Origin of the sequence: Pseudomonas sp. FW305-25 (assembly GCF_017351415.1) — a bacterium.
GTDB lineage: Bacteria > Pseudomonadota > Gammaproteobacteria > Pseudomonadales > Pseudomonadaceae > Aquipseudomonas > Aquipseudomonas chlororaphis.
The window spans coordinates 278734-299510 of the sequence record NZ_JACNDE010000002.1 but is presented as its reverse complement, the minus strand read 5'-3'; the positions used below and the strand labels follow the sequence as shown (position 1 = coordinate 299510).

The 20777-nt window shown below is 64.9% G+C and carries 19 protein-coding genes; 6 read left to right on the top strand and 13 right to left on the bottom strand.

Going from position 1 to position 20777, the window contains the following annotated elements:
- Positions 1-108: 108 nt before the first annotated feature.
- From J4E58_RS03730 to J4E58_RS03715, 4 genes are all read right to left on the bottom strand, one after another.
- A complete protein-coding gene (locus J4E58_RS03730; protein ID WP_009041712.1) occupies positions 109-588 on the bottom strand; it encodes a glycine zipper domain-containing protein in 480 nt (159 codons plus the stop codon).
- A gap of 346 nt (positions 589-934) precedes the next feature.
- Positions 935-3283, bottom strand: a complete 2349-nt coding sequence (locus J4E58_RS03725; RefSeq protein ID WP_087089613.1) for an FdhF/YdeP family oxidoreductase — start codon at positions 3281-3283, stop codon at positions 935-937.
- A complete protein-coding gene (gene fdhD, locus J4E58_RS03720) occupies positions 3280-4119 on the bottom strand; it encodes a formate dehydrogenase accessory sulfurtransferase FdhD (RefSeq protein WP_009046475.1) in 840 nt (279 codons plus the stop codon). The genes J4E58_RS03725 and fdhD overlap by 4 nt, the downstream gene beginning before the upstream one ends.
- 94 nt (positions 4120-4213) lie before the next feature.
- Entirely contained in the window at positions 4214-5101 is an 888-nt protein-coding gene (locus tag J4E58_RS03715) for a LysR family transcriptional regulator (RefSeq protein WP_007931721.1), read from the bottom strand.
- Positions 5102-5240: 139 nt separating this feature from the next.
- On the opposite strand from J4E58_RS03715, the gene lysM reads away from it, so the two are divergent.
- Positions 5241-5681, top strand: a complete 441-nt coding sequence (lysM, locus tag J4E58_RS03710) for a peptidoglycan-binding protein LysM (protein ID WP_007931719.1) — start codon at positions 5241-5243, stop codon at positions 5679-5681.
- 119 nt (positions 5682-5800) lie between these two features.
- On the opposite strand, the gene yrfG is transcribed toward lysM, so the two are convergent.
- The gene (yrfG, locus tag J4E58_RS03705; RefSeq protein WP_007931717.1) at positions 5801-6463 is read right to left on the bottom strand and encodes a GMP/IMP nucleotidase; all 663 of its coding nucleotides are present in this window, start codon (positions 6461-6463) and stop codon (positions 5801-5803) included.
- A gap of 89 nt (positions 6464-6552) precedes the next feature.
- Here yrfG and nudE point away from each other — a divergent pair, with 89 nt between their 5' ends.
- Together nudE and cysQ are read left to right on the top strand one after the other, a co-directional pair.
- Positions 6553-7119 (top strand): ADP compounds hydrolase NudE, encoded by a 567-nt coding sequence (gene nudE, locus J4E58_RS03700; RefSeq protein WP_007931715.1) that lies wholly within the window; start codon positions 6553-6555, stop codon positions 7117-7119.
- An 11-nt stretch (positions 7120-7130) separates the two neighbouring features.
- Positions 7131-7958: a 3'(2'),5'-bisphosphate nucleotidase CysQ gene (gene cysQ, locus J4E58_RS03695; protein WP_087089615.1), complete on the top strand. Its 828-nt coding sequence runs from the start codon at positions 7131-7133 to the stop codon at positions 7956-7958.
- Positions 7959-8090: 132 nt separating this feature from the next.
- Here the strand turns inward: cysQ and J4E58_RS03690 are convergent, their stop codons facing one another.
- From J4E58_RS03690 to rfbB, 7 genes are read right to left on the bottom strand one after another with little or no spacing between them, the layout of a single operon-like run.
- On the bottom strand, positions 8091-8546 hold the full coding sequence (locus tag J4E58_RS03690; protein ID WP_062823983.1) for a YiiD C-terminal domain-containing protein: 456 nt from the start codon (positions 8544-8546) through the stop codon (positions 8091-8093).
- 50 nt (positions 8547-8596) lie between these two features.
- Positions 8597-10000, bottom strand: coding sequence for a sigma-54 dependent transcriptional regulator (locus J4E58_RS03685; protein ID WP_087089617.1), 1404 nt, complete (start codon positions 9998-10000; stop codon positions 8597-8599).
- Entirely contained in the window at positions 9997-11805 is a 1809-nt protein-coding gene (locus J4E58_RS03680; RefSeq protein ID WP_087089619.1) for an ATP-binding protein, read from the bottom strand. The genes J4E58_RS03685 and J4E58_RS03680 overlap by 4 nt, the downstream gene beginning before the upstream one ends.
- Before the next feature lie 36 nt (positions 11806-11841).
- The gene (gene rfbD / locus J4E58_RS03675) at positions 11842-12723 is read right to left on the bottom strand and encodes a dTDP-4-dehydrorhamnose reductase (RefSeq protein WP_087089621.1); all 882 of its coding nucleotides are present in this window, start codon (positions 12721-12723) and stop codon (positions 11842-11844) included.
- A complete protein-coding gene (gene rfbC, locus J4E58_RS03670) occupies positions 12720-13265 on the bottom strand; it encodes a dTDP-4-dehydrorhamnose 3,5-epimerase (protein ID WP_009041723.1) in 546 nt (181 codons plus the stop codon). The genes rfbD and rfbC overlap by 4 nt, the downstream gene beginning before the upstream one ends.
- A complete protein-coding gene (rfbA, locus tag J4E58_RS03665) occupies positions 13262-14137 on the bottom strand; it encodes a glucose-1-phosphate thymidylyltransferase RfbA (RefSeq protein ID WP_053259280.1) in 876 nt (291 codons plus the stop codon). Before rfbA ends, rfbC begins: the two co-directional genes overlap by 4 nt.
- A complete protein-coding gene (gene rfbB / locus J4E58_RS03660; protein WP_087089623.1) occupies positions 14134-15216 on the bottom strand; it encodes a dTDP-glucose 4,6-dehydratase in 1083 nt (360 codons plus the stop codon). Before rfbB ends, rfbA begins: the two co-directional genes overlap by 4 nt.
- A gap of 223 nt (positions 15217-15439) precedes the next feature.
- On the opposite strand from rfbB, the gene J4E58_RS03655 reads away from it, so the two are divergent.
- Positions 15440-18352 (top strand): aminotransferase, encoded by a 2913-nt coding sequence (locus tag J4E58_RS03655; RefSeq protein ID WP_087089625.1) that lies wholly within the window; start codon positions 15440-15442, stop codon positions 18350-18352.
- A 45-nt stretch (positions 18353-18397) separates the two neighbouring features.
- Here J4E58_RS03655 and J4E58_RS03650 read toward each other — a convergent pair whose 3' ends face one another.
- The gene (locus J4E58_RS03650; protein ID WP_143481877.1) at positions 18398-18664 is read right to left on the bottom strand and encodes a hypothetical protein; all 267 of its coding nucleotides are present in this window, start codon (positions 18662-18664) and stop codon (positions 18398-18400) included.
- On the opposite strand from J4E58_RS03650, the gene aguB reads away from it, so the two are divergent.
- Both aguB and aguA read left to right on the top strand, forming a co-directional pair.
- Positions 18663-19541, top strand: a complete 879-nt coding sequence (aguB, locus tag J4E58_RS03645; protein WP_087089627.1) for an N-carbamoylputrescine amidase — start codon at positions 18663-18665, stop codon at positions 19539-19541. The two genes, J4E58_RS03650 and aguB, sit on opposite strands and share 2 nt — an antisense overlap.
- A 4-nt stretch (positions 19542-19545) precedes the next feature.
- Positions 19546-20652, top strand: coding sequence for an agmatine deiminase (gene aguA / locus J4E58_RS03640; RefSeq protein WP_009041728.1), 1107 nt, complete (start codon positions 19546-19548; stop codon positions 20650-20652).
- The last annotated feature ends 125 nt before the right edge of the window (positions 20653-20777 follow it).

The following is a 20777-nucleotide window of genomic DNA, read 5'->3' as shown; positions in this document are numbered from 1 at the left end:
AGATCGGGCGGCTCCTTGGGGTTCATCCCGGGGGTGATGAACCCTGTCTGGCAGGAGCTGCCGTCAGGCTGCGGTCTTTGTGTCAGCGGGTTGCGACCGTTTCAGGTCTTAGTCGCGCCAGTGACGTTTGTGCTTGCGATGCCCGTAGGCATGGCCACGACCCGGATGGCCGTCGCGGTAGTAGCGACGGTCGTCGTCGTAGTCGCGGTAGCGGCGATCGTCACGATCGCTGGAGTTGCCCATATGGTTACCCAGTGCGCCACCGACGCCACCGCCCGCGGCTGCGCCGATCAGGCTGCCAGTGGTGCCCCCCACGCTGCGACCGACCACGTTACCGCCGGCTGCGCCCAGCGCACCACCGATAGCGGCTTCGCCACGGCTGCGTCTGTCGGCACCCACGGCACTGCCGCCCGCGCCGCCCAGTGCGGCACCGATGGTGGAACCGGTGTTGCCACCAATCGACTGACCGACGACCGAGCCTAGAACCCCGCCCAATGCGCCGCCCACACCTGCTTCTGTGGTGCCGCCGGCAGAGGCGACGCCGCTGACCAGGCCAAGGGACAACAAGAGAATCGAGGAGAACTTCATAGAGGAGCCTCAAAGGGATGACGGCGCGATCCTGAGGCTGTGTTGAGGCGCTTACAATCGAAATCCGACGAATAGCACGAGTTGTACACAATCTCGTAACTTATTGTTTTTAGTAGGGAACTTATCCCGTTTTTGCGAGTCTGTAGCTACTTGGAAAAGGCCGCTTCTGGATGGAAGCGGCCTTTTTTGTGCCTGCGATTTCGCCGCCGCTGGAACCTCCTGACTGTAGCCGCTGCCGCAGGCTGCGATCGGCTCCGTAGGAGACGTTGCTCTTGAGGGCCCTGGAAGGCGCTGCGCGCCTTATCGCAGCCTGCGGCAGCGGCTACAGGGCCAGCGATTTCGTCGATCAGGCCGACCGGGCCATGATCAAGCCGCTGTCGCTGGCCGCTTCCAGGCGGATCGCGACGAACTTCGAGGTCGGGGTGTAGCTGCCGTCCCCGATGCTTTCCAGCGGCACCAGCGGGTTCACCTCGGGGTAATAGGCCGCGGCCTGGCCAGCCGGAATATCGAAGGCCAGCAGGGTGAAACCCTTGACCCGACGCTCGCGGCCGTCATCCCACAACGAGACGATGTCGGCTTTCTGCCCCGGCTTGAAGCCCAGGCGGATGATGTCGGCTTCGTTGACGAACAGCACGTCGCGCTGGCCCTTCACGCCACGATAGCGGTCGTCCAGGCCGTAGATGGTGGTGTTGTACTGATCGTGGGAGCGCATCGACTGCATGATCAGGTCCGGCAACTGCCCGGTGGCGCGGGTGCGTTCGTGCACCAGATCCTTGGGCAGCAGGTTCGGGCGGAAATTGGCGCGGCCCGACGGGGTGTTCCAGCGCCGCGCGCCGGCCGAGTTGCCGAGGTAGAAGCCGCCAGGGTTTTTTACCCTCTGGTTGAAGTCCTTGAAGCCGGGAATGGTGTCGGCGATCAGGTCGCGGATACGGCTGTAGTCGGCCACCAGCCAGTTCCAGTCCACCGGATGGCTGCCCAGGGTGGCGGCGGCGATGCCGGCGAGGATCGACGGCTCCGAACGCATCTGTGGCGACAGCGGCTGCAATTGGCCGTTGGAGGCGTGGACCATGCTGAAGGAGTCCTCCACGGTCACCGCTTGCGCGCCTTCGCTCTGCAGGTCGATGTCGGTGCGGCCCAGGCACGGCAGGATCAGTGCCTCCTTGCCATGGGCCAGGTGGCTGCGGTTGAGCTTGGTGCTGATCTGCACGGTCAGGTCGCAGTTGCGCAGGGCCTGGAAGGTCCGCGGGCTGTCGGGGGTGGCCTGGGCGAAGTTGCCGCCCAGGCCGATGAAGACTGTCGAACGGCCTTCGAGCATGGCGTGGATCGCCTCGACCACGTTATGGCCGCTCTCGCGTGGCACCTTGAACTGGAAGCGCCGCTCCAGGGCGTCGAGGAAGGCCACCGGCGGCTGTTCGTTGATGCCCATGGTGCGGTCGCCCTGCACGTTGCTGTGGCCGCGCACCGGGCACAGGCCGGCGCCCGGACGGCCGATATTGCCGCGCAGCAGCATCAGGTTGGCGATTTCCTGGATGGTCGGCACCGAGTGGCGATGCTGGGTGATACCCATGGCCCAGCACATGATCACGTTCTTGCCCTTGGCGTACATGCGCGCCGCGCGCTCGATCTCTACCAGGGTCAGGCCGGACTGCTCGACGATGTCGTCCCATGGGGTGTCGTCGATGACGCTCAGGTAATCCAGCACGGCGGCAGTGTGTTCGTTGAGGAAGTCGTGATCGAACACCGCCGGCGCACCAGTCTTCTGGGCGTCGCGTTCCCATTGCAGGAGGAACTTGGCCATGCCGCGCACCACCGCCATGTCGCCGCCCAGGGCCGGGCGGAAGTAGGCGGTGTTGGTCGGCTTGTTGCCGTTGGTGAGCATTTCGATCGGGTGCTGCGGATGCTGGAAGCGTTCCAGGCCGCGTTCTTTCAGCGGGTTGATGCACACCACCTGGGCTCCGCGTTTCACTGCTTCGCGCAGTGGCTCGAGCATCCGAGGGTGGTTGGTGCCGGGGTTCTGGCCCCAGACGAAAATCGCATCGGCATGCTCGAAGTCGTCGAAGGTCACGGTGCCTTTGCCGACGCCGACGCTTTGCGCCAGGGCCACGCCGCTGGCTTCGTGGCACATGTTCGAGCAGTCGGGGAAGTTGTTGGTGCCATAGGCGCGCACGAACAGCTGGTACAGGTACGCCGCTTCGTTGCTGGCGCGGCCCGAGGTATAGAACTCGGCCATGTCCGGGCTAGGCAGTGCTCGCAGGTGCTTGCCGATCAGGGCGAAGGCGGCTTCCCAGCTGATGGGCTTGTAGCGATCGGTTTCGGCGTCGTAGCTCAGGGGCTCGGTCAGGCGGCCCTGGTATTCGAGCCAGTAGTCGCTCTGCTCCAGCAGCGAGCTGACGCTGTGTTTGGCGAAGAACTTGCCATCCACGCGGCGTTTGGTGGCCTCCCAGTTCACCGCCTTGGCGCCGTTCTCGCAGAACTTGACCATGCCGCTTTCCGGCGAGTCGCCCCAGGCGCAGCCCGGGCAGTCGAAACCGCCGTTCTGGTTGGTCTTGAGCATCATGCGCAGGTTTTTCAGGGCGTTGTCACTCGTCAGCCAGGCCTGGGCGACGCTGATGAGCGCGCCCCAGCCGCCGGCCGGGCCCTTGTAGGGCTTGTAGCGCGGGGTGGGTGTCTGGTCGGCTTGGTGATGAGTGGTCACGCTTGTTTCTCCATCGCAGGGCTATAGACCCGTGGCGCACTTTTTTGCGGCAGGTGAATGAGATTGAGGTTGTGTCGGCGTGCCCATTGCAGGGCCAGGCCGGTGGGCGCCGACAGACTGACCAGGGTCTGGATGCCGGCACGCAGGACTTTCTGGATCAGTTCCAGGCTGCAACGGCTGGTGACGATGGCCACGCCGCCGGCAGTAGGTATGTTCTGGCGGATCAACGCACCGATCAGCTTGTCCAGGGCGTTGTGCCGGCCGATATCTTCACGGCCCAGCAGCAGCTCGCCCTGGGCGTTCATGAACACCGCCGCATGCACCGCACCGGAGTGCTGGCCCAGGGGCTGGAAGGCGCTGATGCGCTGGCGCAGGCCATCGAGCCATTGGGCGGGCGGCAATGGCGCGCCGGGCAGCACCTTGAGGTCCGGCAGGGCCTGTTCCACGGCTTCCACGCCGCACAGGCCGCAACCGCTGGTGCCGGCCAGTTGCCGGCGTTGCTGCTTGAGGTTCCAGAAGGCGCGGCTGGAGATCTGCACCTGGGCGTACTGGGCCGAACCGCTGCCGCTCAGTTGCAGGTCGTAGATGTCCGAGGCGTCGCCGATGATGCCGCTGCCGAGGCTGAAGCCGACGATGAAGTCTTCCAGGTCGCTGGGGGTGACCAGCATCACGGCCTGGCTGATGCCGTTATAGGCGATCGCCAGCGCGACTTCCTCGGCGAGCGCGGTGCTGGCCGATTCCGTGTGGTCGAGGTTGCTGTAGCGGTAGTTCTGACTGGCGGCGGGCGCGGGCGTTTTCGCAGTGGGCGTCGCGCAAGCCGGGCGCTGGGGTTTCATGGGGCATCACCGGCGGAATATCCAGCCCTAAGACTAAGCGCGTCAAAGTGTCGCGTCTAATTGCTAGTACTGATGTGCCGATAGATGCCGTCGATCAAGACTCGCTCGGTGATTTCTGCTGCAGGGCGAAGCACGCCTCGGCCAGGGCCGAGCGCGGTGCGCTGCGGCGCATGATCAGGCCCAGGTGCGCCAGGGTGTTGGCGTCTGCTATGGGCTGCAGGCGCAGGTGTTCGGTGAGGGCTTCCAGGCCGCCGTCCAGCGGCATGATCGCGCAGCACAGGCCGCCATGTACGGCTTGCAGCAATTGATGCACGGCATCGGTCTGCAGCAGCGGTTGAGGGGTGAGGCCGCGACTGTGGAAGTTATGGTCGATGGACTGGCGAAAATGCATGCCGCTGGTCAGCATGCCCAGCGGCAGTTCGATCACCGCCTCCCAGCTCAGGGGCTGCTCGCCGAAGCTGAAGAAGCGTTGGTCGTAGAGCAGGCCCATGCGGGTTTCGCCCAGGGCCAGGGATTCGAAGCGTTCGCTGTCCAGGCGCTCCAGATAGGAAACGCCGATATCCAGGCGATTGCTCGCCAGCTGTTCGAGGATCTGCTCGGAACTGAGCGCCGACAACTCGAAGCGCACATTCGGGTGCGCCTGGTGCAGGCGCTGCATCAGTGGCAGCGGGTCGAAGCTCGACAGCGGCACCACCCCCAGGCGCAGGGTACCGACCAGATTGCCGCGACAGGCGGCCGCCTCGGCCTGCAACCCGTCGTAGGCGGCCAGCACGCTGCGGGCCCAGGCCAGCACCCGTTCCCCCGGAGCGGTGAAGCCCTCGAAACGCTGGCCGCGGTTGACCAGCGGCAGCTCGAGTTCTTCCTCGAGGTTGCGCAGGCGCATGGACAGGGTCGGCTGGGTGATGTGGCAGCGCGCGGCGGCCTGGCCGAAATGGCGGGTTTCGTCGAGAGCGATGAGGAATTTCAGCTGCTTGATGTCCATCTTCGCTTCCTGGGCGCGGGGGGGAGGCGATTCTAGCGTGCTTGCCGTGCACAGCGTCATCGGTCGATTTTGAACCTCGTCTCTCAAGGCTGGTCTAGTCTTTCGCGTCTGGACCTACTAAACCCAAGGAGTGTGCACCATGAGTATTTTTAGCTTTGTGAAAGAAGCGGGCGAAAAGCTTATCGATTTGTTGACGCCGGGTAACGCCAATGCGAGCGAACAGCTGAAGGACCACATCGCCAAGGTCGGCCTGGGTAACCCCAACGTCCAGGCTACCGTGGAAGGCGACAAGGTCATCGTGACCGGTGAAGTGGCCAGCCAGGAAGAGAAGGAAAAGATTCTGCTGGCCGTGGGTAACATCGAAGGTGTCGGCAGCGTCGACGACCAGATCACCGTCACCGGTCCTGTGGCGGCTGCTGCGCGTTTCGTCACCGTGAAAAAAGGCGACACCCTCAGCGCCATTTCCAAGGCCGTGTACGGCGACGCCAACAAGTACAACAAGATCTTCGAGGCCAACAAGCCGCTGCTGTCGCACCCGGACAAGATCTATCCGGGCCAGGTACTGCGCATTCCCGAGTAATGCTCGGTCTGTAGCCGCTGCCGAAGGCTGCGATAAGGTCCGAAGGACCTTTGGCGATCAACATCGCTACGACCCTTTCACGGTCGATCGCAGCCTGGGGCAGCGGCTACAGGATTGCTCTACAACCCTTCGATCAATGCTCGATAGTCCCCCAGCGCGGCAAATTCCGCCGTGTCTTTCGGCCCCTTGCGGCTGTCCGGTTCACTCACCGCCAACAGATGAGCCACGCCGAAATCTCGCGCGCTGCGCAGGATCGGCAGGGTGTCGTCGATAAACAGGCTGCGTGCCGGATCGAAGCCGATATCCGCTTGCAACGCATCCCAGAACTGCGGGTTCTCCTTGGCGAAGCCGTAATCGTGGGAACTGATCAAACGCTCGAAATAGGGCGCCAGCTCGACTTTTTCCAACTTCAATGACAACGAATCGCGGTGCGCATTGGTGATCAGCACCACGCGTTTGCCAGCCTGCTTGATCGCCGCGAGAAAGGTATCGGCGTCCGGGCGCAGGGCGATCAGGTGGGCGGTCTCCAGCTTCAGTTCGCGCACCGGCAATTTCAGTTCGGCGCTCCAGAAGTCCAGGCAATACCACTGCAACTGTCCGGCATTACGCTCGAACAGCGGCTGCAATTCCATTTCCGCCATGGCGCGGCTGACGCCATGCAGCTCGGCATAGCGCTGGGGCAGGTGCTCCATCCAGAAGTGGTTGTCGTAGTGCAGGTCCAGCAAGGTACCGTCCATATCCAGCAGAACGGTATCGATGTCGCGCCAGGGCAGTGAAGGCATGGAAAACGTCTCGAACGGTAGAAAGATATCCGACACAAACAATCGGGAAAGCCGCGTTATAGTAGCGCGTTCACGCCAAGGAGCCTTTTATGCGCCAGAAACCCACCGTACTTGCCCGCGAGATCGTCGCCACCAGCCGTCTGTTTTGCGTCGAAGCGGTGCAGTTGCGCTTTTCCAACGGTGTGGAGCGCACCTACGAGCGCCTGGTGGGCAAGGGCGCGGGCTATGGCGCGGTGATGATTGTGGCGATGCTCGATGCCGATCACGCGGTGCTGGTCGAGGAATATTGCGGCGGCACCGACGCCTACGAGCTGTCGCTGCCCAAGGGCCTGATCGAGCCTGGCGAGGATGTGCTGGCCGCCGCCGAGCGTGAGCTCAAGGAGGAGGCCGGTTTTGGCGCGCGGCAACTGGAACACCTGACCGAGCTGTCGTTGTCCCCCGGCTACATGAGCCAGAAGATCCAGGTGGTGCTGGCCACCGACCTCTACGAAGAGCGGCTGGAGGGCGACGAGCCCGAGCCGATGCGCGTGGACAAGATCAACCTGCGCGAGCTGTCGAGCCTGGCGCAGAACCCGCAATTCACCGAGGGCCGCGCCCTGGCCGCGCTGTATCTGGCCCGCGACCTGCTGACCCAGCGCGGCGCCTTCCAAGCATGAGTGAACCATCGATGAATTTTCCCCATCCGTTGCTGGCGCCGGTGATCGACCTGGCCTTGCAGGCGGGCGAGGCGATCCTGCCGTTCTGGCGCGCCAACGTTGCCGTCACCAGCAAGGCCGACGAGTCGCCGGTGACCGCCGCCGACCTGGCGGCCCACCACCTGATAGTGCAAGGCCTGACCGCGCTGGACCCGAGCATCCCGGTGCTCTCCGAAGAAGACGCCGACATTCCCCAGGACGTGCGTGCCGGCTGGCAGCGCTGGTGGCTGGTGGACCCGCTGGACGGCACCAAGGAGTTCATCTCCGGTAGCGAAGAGTTCACCGTCAATATCGCCCTGATCGAAGACGGGCGGGTGGTGTTCGGCGTGGTATCGATGCCGACCAGCGGTCGCTGCTATTTCGGCGGCGCCAGCCTTGGGGCCTGGCGCGCGGACAAGGGCCAGGCGCCGGTGGCGATCCACGTGCGTGACAGCCTGACGGCGGGCGAAGCCTTCACCGTGGTCGCCAGCCGTCGGCATACCAGCCCCGAGCAGGAGCGTCTGCTGGCCGGGTTGAGCGCGACCCTGGGCGAGTTGCAGCTGGCGAACATCGGCAGCTCGTTGAAGTTCTGCCTGCTGGCCGAAGGCGCGGCGGATTGTTATCCGCGACTGGCGCCGACCTCGCAGTGGGACACCGCGGCGGCCCAAGGCGTGCTGGAGGGCGCTGGAGGCGAGGTGCTGGATCTGAATGGCGCGCCGTTCTGCTACCCGGCGCGGGAGTCGCTGCTCAATGGCTTCTTCCTGGCGCTGCCGGCCAAGGCCGCATGGCGTGGGCGCTTGCTGGAGCTGGCGCGCGGCTGATCCTTGTAGCCGCTGGCGCAGCCTGCGCGCGAAGCGGCTGTGGATCGACTGGCGATATTCCGTCTGACACACCGCGCTGGCCGTTTACGACTGCTGCGCAGCCGATCGCAGGCTGCGCCAGCGGCTACAGGCTCATCGGTGCAGCACGTACTGCCCGGTGAAACGCACCGCATCTTCATCGCTGCCGGCATTCACCACCCGGGTGTGCAGGATCAGCCGCGCGCGGCCGTAGCGCTCATACATGGTCAAGAACCGGTGCCACACCTCTTCGCTCGGCGCGGCGCAGATGGCCGTGGCGTCGCTGGTCACCGGTAGCGGGTAATTGATCTGCCCTTCCTGAATCACGATGTGCCCGTCGTCGATCCCCGCTTCTTTCAATCGCAGGTGCAGCCAGCCCCAGCCGGCCAGCACCGCGCCGCAATACAGGCTGCCGCCGAACATGGTGCTCTTGTGATTGACGTTGGCTTCCAGCGGCAGTTGCAGGCGCAGCTCATGCGCGTGCCAGTCGAGCACTTTCAGGCCCATGTCCCGCGTCAGGGGAATGTCGTGATGGAGGATGGATTCCAGGTGACGACTGTCGCGGTTCATGCAGGGCCTCGGTGGTGAAATGGTGCATTAACAAGATTAGTCGGCATCGCTCACTCGATATCGTCGCCGCCCGAACTGGCGCCGCTGTCGCCGAAGCTCAGGCCGTGTTTGCGCAGTTTGTCATGCAGGGTCTTGCGCGGAATACCCAGGGCTTCGGCGAGGCTGCGCAGGGAGTTGTGGGAGCGGGCCAGCTCGGCGGCGATCAGGCTCTTTTCGAAGTTCTCCACCTGTTCGCTCAGGCCGCCCTCGACCACCGTCGGCGCCGGCTGCGAGGAGCCGCCATCCGCCGCGCTGTTGTCCAGGGCCAGTTCCAGGCCGAGGGCGAAGCGTTCGGCGGCGTTCTGCAGTTCGCGCACATTGCCCGGCCAGCTGTGGCGCAGCAGCAGGGCGCGCTGCCCAGGTTGCAGTTCGTGGGGCGGCAGGCCGTGGCGGGCGCTGGCCTCGTCGGCGAAATGCTGGAACAGCAGCAGGGCGTCTTCGCCACGCTCGCGCAACGGTGGAATACGCAGCGGCGCGACATTCAGGCGGTAATACAGGTCGGCGCGGAAGCGCCCCTGGTCGGCCGCCTGGCGCAGGTCTTCCTTGGTCGCGGCGATGATGCGGATGTCCAGCGGGATCAGTTGATTGCCACCCAGGCGTTCCACCACCCGCTCCTGCAGCATGCGCAGCAGCTTGACCTGCACGTCCAGGCTCATGCTTTCGATTTCATCGAGGAACAGCGTGCCGCCGTTGGCGAATTCGAACTTGCCGATGCGGCGTTTCTGCGCGCCGGTAAAGGCCCCCGGCTCGTGGCCGAACAGTTCGCTTTCGACCACCGATTCGGCCAGGGCGCCGGCGTTGATCGCCACGAACGGGCCGTTGCGCCGGCTCGACAGGTCGTGCAGCGCCCGCGCCACCACTTCCTTGCCGGCGCCGGTCTCGCCGAGGATCAGCACGTCGGCCTTGGTCGCCGCCAAGGCGCCGATCTGTTCACGTAAACGCAGGATCGGCGCCGACAGCCCGACCAGTCGCGCGCTGAGCTCCTGGCGATCGCTCAGGGCCAGGCGCAGGCTGCGGTTGTCCAGCACCAGGCGGCGCAGGGCCAGGGCGCGGCGTACGCTGTCGAGCAGGGCGTCGCTGGCGAAGGGTTTCTCCAGGAAGTCATAGGCCCCGGCGCGCATCGCCTGCACCGCCAGCGGCACATCGCCGTGGCCGGTGATCAGCAGCACCGGCAGCTCAGGGTCCTGGCCGTGCAGTTCGCCGAGCAGTTCGAGGCCGTCCATGCCGGGCATGCGGATGTCGCTGACCACTACCCCCGGCCAGTCGCGCTCCAGGCGCGCGGCCAGGCCCTGGGCTTCGCCCAGCGGCAGGATCTTCAGCCCGGCCAGGTCCAGGGTCTGGCTCAGGGCCTGGCGCAGGTGCGGATCGTCGTCGATCAACACCACCTGCACGTCACTGGTGATCGGTGTACTCATACGCTGCGGTCCTCGGACGGTTGCAGGCTCACTCCCGGCGCGCCGGCGCGCAGCCGCAGGGTAATCAGGGCGCCGCCTTCGCGGTGGTTGGAGAATGACAGTTCACCACCGAAGGCGCGCATCAGGGTGTCGCAGATCGCCAGGCCCAGGCCAAGGCCCTGGGTGCGGGTCTTGGTGGTGTAGAAAGGCTCGCCGGCGCGGCCCAGGGCCTCCATACAGAAGCCCGGGCCGTTGTCGCGAATGTACAGATTGACGCCCGTGGCGGTGGATTCGGCACTCAGCCAGAGTTTGCGCGGCGGGCCTTTTTCGGTCAGCGCGTCCAGGGCGTTGGCCAGCAGGTTGCCGAGCACCTGGCGCAGTCGCGTCTCCCCGGCCTCGACCCACAGGGTGGCCGCCGGCAGGTCGCGGATCAGCTCCACTTCCATCGCCCGTCGACGTTTGGCCAGCAGTGCCAGGGCATCGTCCAGCGCCGGTTGCAGGGCGACGCTTTCCGGCGCGTGGCGGTCGCGGCGGGCAAAGGCGCGCAGGTGGGCGATGATCGAGGCCATGCGCCCGGTCAGTTCGCTGATCAGCTTGAGGTTGCCGCGGGCGTCCTCGGTGCGCTGATGGTCCAGCAGCACCTCGGCGTTTTCCGCGTAGCTGCGGATCGCCGCCAGCGGCTGGTTGAGTTCATGGCTGATGCTCGCCGACATGGTGCCCAGGGCCGAGAGCTTGCCGGCCTGCACCAGGTCGTCCTGGGCGCGCACCAGTTCCTGCTGGGCGTGTTCGCGCTCCAGCACTTCCTGCTTGAGGCGACGGTTCAGGCCTTCCAGGTCGCTGGTGCGTTCGGCCACGCGCATTTCCAGCTCGCGCCGGGCCTTGGCTTCGAAGGCGATGCGTTCCAGGTAGTGGCGACGGCGCTGCATCATCAAGCCGAGCAGCAGCATCAAGACCAGCAGCGTGGCGCCGCCCACCGCCACCACGGTGCGCACCGGGCGATCGATCAGGGTACGCGGGGCGAGGATGCTCACGCTCCAGCCGGTTTCGTCGATCTGCCGGGTCTGCGTCAGCCAGGCATTGGAGTCGAGGTTCAACGGCCGTGGATCGCGGGTCGGGTAGGGCTGGATGGCGCCGATGGCCTGGCTTTCGTCTTCAGTCAGCGGGCGGGTCGAGCGGAAACGCCATTCCGCGCGCGAAGTGAGGATCACCACGCCATTGTGATCGGTGACCACCAGTTGCTCGGGGGTCTTGCCCCAGAGACTTTCGGTGTGGTCCAGGTCGACCTTGACCACCAGCACGCCGATGATTTTCTCGCCGTTGCGCACGGCGGCGGCGAAGAAATAACCGCGCTTGGCCGAGGTGGTGCCCAGGCCGAAGAAACGCCCCAGGCGCCCGGCCATGGCTTCGCTGAAATAGGGGCGGAAGGAGAAATTGCGGCCGACGAAACTGTCGTGCTTGTCCCAGTTGGACGCCGCCAGGGTGTTGCCGGAGGTGTCCATCAGGTACATCACTTCGGCCCCGGTCTGGGCGCTGATGTTTTTCAGCAGGCGGTTGGCGTTGCCCTGGGTCACACCGTCGTCCGGCGCACCGAGGACCGCACGCAACGCCGGCAGCTCGCCGAGAATCTGCGGCAGCACCTCATAGCGGTGCAGGGTGCCCAGCAGGTTGGCGACGTAGAGGTCGAGGGTCTGGCGGTTCTGGCCCGCCAGTTCGCTGCGGTAATAACGCTCGGCCAGGTGCTCCAGCGGCCACAGCAGCGGCGCCAGGCACAGGGCCAGCAAAGCCAGGCTACGCCAGCGGGGGCGTCGGGGGAGAGGTGGGGTCATGGGGACGATGCGCCTGTGGGTACAGGCGCATTATGCCTACCCCTGCTCGGCAAGACACTCGTGCAATGCGCTGCGCCACTCAGGCTGGCGCACGCCCCACTCGCGCTCCAGGCGGCGGCAATCGAGGCGCGAGTTCAGCGGCCGTGGCGCGGGTGTCGGATAGGCGCTGGAGGGGATCGCCTCCAGGGTCGCGCAGGCTTTGCCTTGGGCCAGCAGGTGCTCGCCGATGGCCTGGGCGAAGCCGAACCAGGAGGTCTCGCCAGCCGCGGTCAGGTGGTAGGTTCCCCAGGCTCCTGGCTGGCCGGCCTGCCAGCGCTCGATCAGGGCGGCAGTGCTGGCGGCGATGGTACCGGCCCAGGTAGGCGCGCCGATCTGGTCGGCGACCACGCGCAAGTGCGGTTTTTCCTGCAGCAGGCGTTGCATGGTCAGCAGGAAGTTCTTGCCGGTGTTCGAATACACCCAGCTGGTGCGCAGGATCAGGTGTTCGCCACCTGCCGCGGCGATGGCCCGTTCGCCGGCGAGTTTGCTCTGGCCGTAGACGCTCAGCGGGTGGGGTTCATCGTCTTCGGTGTAGGGGGCCTGCTTGCTGCCGTCGAAGACATAATCGGTGGAGTAGTGAATCAGCGGGATGCCCAGTTCCCGCGCTTCCTCGGCGAACACCCCGGGGGCGCTGGCATTGATCGCAAAGGCCAGGTCCGGCTCACTCTGGGCCTGATCGACGGCGGTGTGGGCGGCCGCGTTGATGATCAGCTGCGGGCGCAGGCTGCGCATTTGCTGGCGAATGGCGTCCGGGCGTGTCAGGTCGAGCAGGCCGCGCCCGGGCACGATCAATTCATGCTGGTTTCCCAGGCGCTGTTGCAGGGCCTGGGAGACCTGGCCGTGCTGGCCGCTGATCAGGATCTTCAACCGGCCGCTCATGGGAACAGCTCGGCTTCGCTGAGCAATTTGCCGGCCTGATCCTTGGCCGAGAGTTGCGCCGGGCCTGTGAGTTGCCAGTCGATGGCCAGGGTCGGATCGTCCCAGCGAATGCAGCGTTCGGACGCCGGGGTGTAGTAGTCGGTGGTCTTGTAGAGGAACTCGGCGTACTCGCTCAGCACCACGAAACCATGGGCGAAGCCTTCCGGTACCCACAGCTGGCGATGGTTGTCCGCGGACAGCCGCACCCCGACCCACTTACCGAAGTGCGGCGAGCTGCGACGGATGTCCACCGTCACGTCGAGTACTTCGCCGGCGACCACCCGCACCAGTTTTCCCTGGGTGTTTTCGATCTGGTAGTGCAGGCCACGCAGCACGCCCTTTTGCGAGCGCGAATGGTTGTCCTGGACGAACTGGGTGCGCACGCCGGTTGCTTCTTCGAACGCCTTGGCATTGAAGCTCTCGTAGAAAAAACCGCGCTCGTCGCCAAACACCTTGGGCTCGATGATCAGCACGCCGGGCAGTTCGGTGGCCAGGACCTTCATTGGGTTTCCCCCGCCAGGCTATAGAGGTATTGGCCGTAACCGGTCTTGCCGAAGTACTTGGCGTGTTCGAGCAGATGCTCGCGGTCGATCCAGCCCTGGTTGTAGGCGATTTCCTCGAGGCAGGCGACTTTCAGGCCCTGGCGGTGCTCGATGGTCTGCACATACTGCGAGGCTTCCAGCAGGCTGTCGTGGGTGCCGGTGTCGAGCCAGGCGAAGCCACGGCCGAAACGTTCGACGCTGAGGTCGCCGCGTTGCAGGTAGGCATTGTTGACGTCGGTGATTTCCAGTTCACCGCGCGCCGAAGGCTTGACCGCCTTGGCGATCTCGACCACCGCGTTGTCGTAGAAGTACAGCCCGGTCACGGCATAGCTGGACTTGGGGTGCTGGGGCTTTTCCTCGATCGAAAGAGCGTTGCCCTGTGCGTCGAAGTCGATCACGCCAAAGCGCTGCGGGTCCTTGACCCAGTAGCCGAAGACCGTCGCTCCGGAGGGTTTCGCCGCGGCGTTCTGCAGCTTCTCGGTGAAGTGTTGGCCGTGGAAGATGTTGTCGCCGAGGATCAGGCACACAGGGTCGTCGCCAATGAATTCCTCGCCGATCAGGAACGCCTGCGCCAGGCCGTCCGGCGATGGTTGTTCGGCGTAGCTGAAGCGCACCCCGAACTGGCTGCCGTCGCCCAGCAGGTTGCGGTACTGCGGCAGGTCCTGGGGGGTGGAAATCAGCAGGATGTCCTTGATGCCGGCCAGCATCAGCACCGAGATCGGGTAATAGATCATCGGTTTGTCGTAGACCGGCAGCAGTTGCTTGGACACACCCAGGGTGATCGGGTGCAGCCGGGTGCCCGAGCCACCCGCCAGAACGATACCTTTCATCATGCGATCAGATCCTTGAAGTCAGTGAAACCGAGCCGTTGCCCTTGATAGCTGCCGTCCTGCACGTGCTGGCACCATTCCTGGTTGTCCAGGTACCACTGCACGGTCTTGCGCAGGCCGCTGGCGAAGGTTTCTTGCGGTACCCAGCCCAGTTCGCGCTCGATCTTGCCGGCGTCGATGGCGTAGCGCAGGTCGTGGCCGGGGCGGTCCTGGACGAAGGTGATCAGGTCGGCGTAGTGCTGCACGCCTTCGGGCTTGCGTGGCGCCAGCTCTTCCAGCAGTTGGCAGATGCCGCGCACCACGTCGATGTTTGTCTGTTCGTTGTGGCCGCCGATGTTGTAGGTCTCGCCGACCACGCCTTCGGTCACCACCTTGAGCAGGGCGCGGGCGTGGTCTTCGACGAACAGCCAGTCGCGCACTTGCAGGCCGTTGCCGTACACCGGCAGCGGTTTTCCGGCCAGGGCGTTGAGGATCACCAGCGGGATGAGTTTTTCCGGGAAGTGGAACGGCCCGTAGTTGTTCGAGCAGTTGGTGACCAGTACCGGCAGGCCGTAGGTGCGCTGCCAGGCGCGGACCAGGTGGTCGGACGCGGCCTTGCTGGCGGAGTAGGGCGAGCTGGGGGCGTAGGGCGTGGTTTCGGTGAACAGGTCGTCGACGCCGTGCAGGTCGCCGTACACCTCGTCGGTGGAAATGTGGTGGAAGCGGAAGGCGCTTTTTTCCGTCGGCGGCAGGGCCTGCCAGTAGGCGCGGGTGGCTTCCAGCAGGCTGTAGGTGCCGACGATGTTGGTCTGGATGAAGTCCGACGGACCGTCGATGGAGCGGTCGACGTGGGACTCGGCGGCCAGGTGCATGATCGCCTGGGGCTGGAAACGCGCGAGCAGGGCGCTGACGCTGGCCTGGTCGACGATATCGGCCTGGACGAACTCGTAGCGGGTGTCGGCGGCGATACTCGAAAGCGACTCCAGGTTGCCTGCGTAGGTCAGCTTGTCGAGGTTGAGCACCTCGTGTTCGGTGTTGCGGATCAGGTGGCGAATCAGCGCCGATCCAATAAAACCGGCACCGCCGGTAACGAGAATGCGCATATGGGTAGGCCTTCTTCCCTAAGACATGGAGTCGCGAATGGAGCATAGCTTGTCGGCAGCCAGCGGCCGCTGCAAGGGCCGCCGATGTCTGGCCCGGGTATTGGCATCCTGTTTGCCTTCCCGGTGGCGGTGCAGCCCTTGTCGGCTACCCGGGCCAGGGGGTTGCGTAACGCCTGGCGCAGTGGCGATATACGCATCTGACAATAATTCCAGGGGTCGTTCCATGTTGCTCGCCACGTTGATTCACCGCGCCAGTCTGCCCGGTCCGCAAGTCACCCCGCAGCAGGCGCTGGACCTGCTCGCAGTGCACTACGGTCTTGGCGGCACGCTGCAATCGTTGGGCAGCCAGCAGGATCTCAACTACCGGCTCGACAGTCCCCAGGGGCGTTTTGTCCTGAAGATCTGCCGTGGCTACTACGCCGCCCTGGAACTGCAGGCGCAACATGCGGCGCTCAAGCACCTGGGCAGCCACCCCGAGCTGCACGTACCCCGGGTGATCCCGGCGAAGAACGGCGCCGACCTGTTGTCCCTTGAAGTCGACGGCCAGGCGCTGCATGTACGCCTGCTCGACTACATCGAAGGCCAGCCGCTGACCCACCTCAAGCACCTGGGGCCCGAGCTGGCGGCCGGCTTCGGCCGGTTGTGCGGGCAGATGGACCTGGCCCTGGCGGACTTCCAGCACCCGGGCCTGGAACGCACCCTGCAATGGGACGCGCGCCACGCCCATAGCCTGATCAATCACCTGTTGCCGGTGATCGCCGACGAACAGCAACGCCGCCTGATCGCCGAAGTGGCCGAGCAGGCCGAGCGCCGTGTGCAGCGCCTGGCCGAGCAGTTGCCGGTGCAGGCGATCCACCTGGACATCACCGACGACAACGTGGTCTGGCAGCGTGACGCCCAGCGTCACTGGCAGGTACAGGGGGTGATCGATTTCGGCGACCTGATCCGCGCCTGGCGTATCACTGACCTGTCGGTGACCTGCGCGGCGCTGCTGCACCATGCCGAGGGCGATCCGTTCTGCATCCTGCCGGCGGTCCGTGCCTATCACGCGGTCAATCCACTGCAGCAGGCCGAGTTGCTGGCGCTGTGGCCGCTGATCGTGGCCCGTGCCGCGGTGCTGGTGCTCAGTGGCGAACAGCAGGTGAGCATCGACCCGGGTAACCAGTACAGCCGCGACAACCTGAGCCACGAATGGGAGATCTTCCGTGTCGCCACCTCGGTGCCGTTCGAGTTGATGGAAGCGGCGATCCTCGCGGCGGTCGGCCAGTCTCTGCCGGCCATCGCCAGCGAAGGTTTCGCCCCCTTGCTGCCGGGCCTGGTGGGGCGCGAGTTCGCCCTGATCGACCTGGGCGTGCTCAGCCCGCATTTCGAGGCCGGCAACTGGGAGCAGCCGGAGATCGATACCCAGCTGTTGCAGCAGGCCGCGGCGGCCCATGGATTGGCGGCCAGTCGTTATGGGCAGTACCGCCTGTCCCGGACTTGCCCGGACAGTGCGGTCGAGCCGGACACCTTCCCGTTGCATGTGCAGTTGCAGGTGCCGTCGGGCACGGCGGTCGAAGCGCCTTTTGCCGGGGTGCTGCACCGCGCCACGGACGGTGTGTTGCGCCTCGACGGTCCGCAATTGAGTGTGCGGCTGTGGGGCGTCACGCCCTCGGTGCATGCCGGCGCGGCGCTGGTCAAAGGCCAGGTGCTGGGGGCGGTGGATGGCGGGCTCAAGGTCCAGCTGTGCCGTGGCGCGCAGCTCGATCCGCCGCTGTTCTGCACGCCCTCGCGGGCCGCGGCATGGCAGGCGCTGTGCCCGTCGCCGGCGGCGCTGCTGGGCCTGGCCTGCGACGCCGAGCCGGAGCTCGACTCGCACGCTTTGCTGGCGCGCCGCGATGCCAGTTTCGCCCGTTCGCAGAAGCACTATTACGTCGACCCGCCACGCATCGAGCGCGGCTGGCGCAACCACCTGATCGACATGCAGGGCCGTTCCTACCTGGACATGCTCAACAACGTCGCGGTGCTCGGTCACGGCCACCCGCGCATGGCCGCCGAGGCCGCGCGCCAATGGTCGCTGCTCAACACCAACTCGCGCTTCCACTACGCGGCGATTGCCGAGTTCTCCGAGCGCTTGCTGGAGCTGGCGCCGGACTCGATGGACCGGGTGTTCCTGGTCAACAGCGGCAGCGAGGCCAACGACCTGGCGATCCGCCTGGCCTGGGCCTACAGCGGCGGGCGCGACCTGCTCAGCGTGCTGGAGGCCTATCATGGCTGGACGGTGGGCGCGGATGCGGTGTCCACCTCGATCGCCGACAACCCCCAGGCCCTGAGCAGCCGCCCGGACTGGGTGCATCCGGTGACCGCGCCCAATACCTATCGCGGCGAGTTCCGCGGCCAGAACAGCACCGCGGACTACGTGCGCAGCGTCGAACACAACCTGGCCAAACTGGCGGAGCAGAATCGCCAATTGGCCGGTTTCATTTGCGAGCCGGTGTATGGCAACGCCGGCGGCATCGCCCTGCCGCCGGGTTACCTGAAGCAGGTCTATGCGCTGGTCCGCGCCCAGGGCGGGGTGTGCATCGCCGACGAGGTGCAGGTCGGTTACGGGCGCATGGGCACGTTCTTCTGGGGCTTCGAAGAGCAGGGCGTGGTGCCGGACATCATTACCATGGCCAAAGGCATGGGCAACGGCCAGCCGCTGGGGGCGGTGATCACCCGCCGGGAGATCGCCGAAGCGCTGGAGGCCGAAGGTTATTTCTTCTCCTCGGCCGGCGGCAGCCCGGTGAGTTGCCGGATCGGCATGGCGGTGCTGGACGTGATGCAGGAAGAAAAACTCTGGGAAAACGCCCAGGTGGTCGGTGGCCACTTCAAGCAGCGCCTCGAAGCCCTGATCGAGCGTTATCCGCTGGTGGGCGCGGTGCATGGCTCGGGGTTCTACCTGGGCCTGGAGCTGATCCGCGATCGCCAGACCCTGGAGCCGGCCACGCAGGAGACCGCGCTGCTGTGCGATCGCCTGCGCGAGCTGGGGATCTTCATGCAGCCCACCGGCGATGACCTGAACATCCTCAAGATCAAGCCGCCGATGGTCACTACGCGCCAGAGCGTCGACTTCTTTGTCGACATGTTGGCCAAGGTGCTGGAGGAGGGGCTCTAGGCCCCACTCGAATGCCCTGCATTCGGATCGCGAGCAAGCTCGCTCCTACCTAGAAAGGCATGCCCTGTAGGGGCGAGCTTGCTCGCGATAGCGTCCGCACTGACACCCCTGAACCCCTATAAATATCGATAATAATCGATATTTATAGGGTTTAATTTTTTGATTATTTGTTTTTAGGCTTTTAAAGTCGATTTTTATCGGATATAAAGTCATCCCTATCAGGGCAGGCTCAAGCCGCGCCTGAGCATTCCCTTTTTTGTCATCGACCGATGCCACCCTCGGTCCTTTGCTGCTGCCCAGGAGATGATCCATGAGCCGTATCGTTACCGTCGCCGCAACCCAGATGGCCTGTTCCTGGGACCTCGAAGCCAATATCGAGACCGCGGAAAAGCTGGTCCGCGAGGCCGCCGCCAAAGGCGCGCAGATCATCCTGATCCAGGAACTGTTCGAGGCCCCGTACTTCTGCCAGAAGCCGAACCCGGACTACCTGCAGCTGGCGACTCCGGTGGCAAGCAATGCGGCCATCGCGCACTTCCAGAAAGTCGCCAAGGAGCTGCAGGTGGTGCTGCCGATCAGCTTCTATGAACTGGCCGGGCGGGCGCGTTTCAACAGCATCGCGATCATCGACGCCGACGGCAGCAACCTCGGGATTTATCGTAAAAGCCACATTCCGGACGGCCCCGGCTATCACGAAAAGTACTACTTCAATCCGGGCGACACCGGCTTCAAGGTGTGGAACACCCGCTACGCGAAAATCGGCGTGGGCATCTGCTGGGACCAGTGGTTCCCCGAGTGCGCCCGCAGCATGGCGCTGCAAGGCGCACAGATTCTGTTCTACCCGACCGCCATCGGCAGCGAGCCCCACGACAAGAGCATCTCGTCCCGCGACCACTGGCAGCGCGTGCAACAAGGCCATGCCGGCGCCAACCTGATGCCGCTGATCGCCAGCAACCGCATCGGCAACGAAGAGCAGGACGGCTACGACATCACCTTCTACGGTTCGTCGTTCATCGCCAACCAGTTCGGCGAGAAGGTTGAAGAACTGAACGAGACTGAAGAAGGTATTCTTGTCCACAGTTTCGACCTCGACGAGCTGGAACACATTCGCAGCGCCTGGGGTTCGTTCCGCGACCGTCGGCCGAACCTGTACAGCGCGATCAAAACCCTCGACGGTTCCCTGGAGTCCTGAACCCATGACCACTTTGCACAGCACCCCTCGCGCCGACGGCTTCTACATGCCCGCCGAGTGGGCGACGCAGACCCAGACCTGGATGATCTGGCCCGAGCGCCCGGACAATTGGCGCCTGGGCGGCAAGCCGGCGCAAGCCGCGCACGTAGCGGTGGCCAAGGCCATCGCCCGCTTCGAACCGGTGACCGTGGCAGTGTCCGCGGGCCAGTATGAAAACGCCCGGGCCCGCCTGGACGTGCCGAATATCCGCCTGGTGGAGATGTCCAGCGACGACGCCTGGGTCCGCGATACCGGCCCGACCTTCGTCATCAACGACCAGGGCGAAGTCCGTGGCGTGAACTGGGATTTCAACGCCTGGGGCGGTTTCGACGGCGGCCTGTATGCGCCGTGGAACCGAGACTCGCAGGTCGGCGGCAAGATCCTCGAGATCGAGCGCAGCCCGCGTTACCGCACCGAGGGCTTCGTGCTCGAAGGCGGCTCGATTCACGTCGACGGCGAAGGCACGGTGATCACCACCGAGGAATGCCTGCTCAACCGCAATCGCAACCCGCACATGAACCGTGCCGAGATCGAAGCGGTGCTCAGCGCCAACCTGGCTGTGGATAAAGTCATCTGGCTGCCGGATGGCCTGTACAACGACGAAACCGATGGCCATGTGGATAACTTCTGCTGCTACGTGCGTCCGGGCGAAGTATTGCTGGCCTGGACCGACGACCCGCAGGACCCGAACTACCCGCGCTGCCAGGCGGCGCTGAAAGTGCTGCAAGACAGCACCGACGCCAAGGGTCGCCCGTTCACGGTGCACAAGATGCCGATTCCGGGGCCGCTGTACGCTACCGAAGAAGAGTGCGCGGGCGTCGACCCGGTGGATGGCACCCAGGAGCGTAATCCGTCGGTGCGCCTGGCCGGCTCCTATGTGAACTTCCTGATCGTCAACGGCGGCATCATTGCTCCGAGTTTCGACGATCCCCTGGATGCCCAGGCCAAGGAAATCCTGCAGAACCTGTTCCCGCAACACGAAGTGGTGATGGTGCCGGGTCGCGAGTTGTTACTGGGGGGCGGAAATATCCATTGCCTTACCCAACAGCAACCGGCGCCGCACAAGGTTTGAGTGTTGTTGTAACAGCCCGTGACGCCTGATTGACGGGCGGTTACATGGATCCAATCCGGCGTCGCCCGGCAAGCCCGCAGCCCTGATGGACTGCGGGTTTTTTTGGATCCGGAAGCTGGCAATTG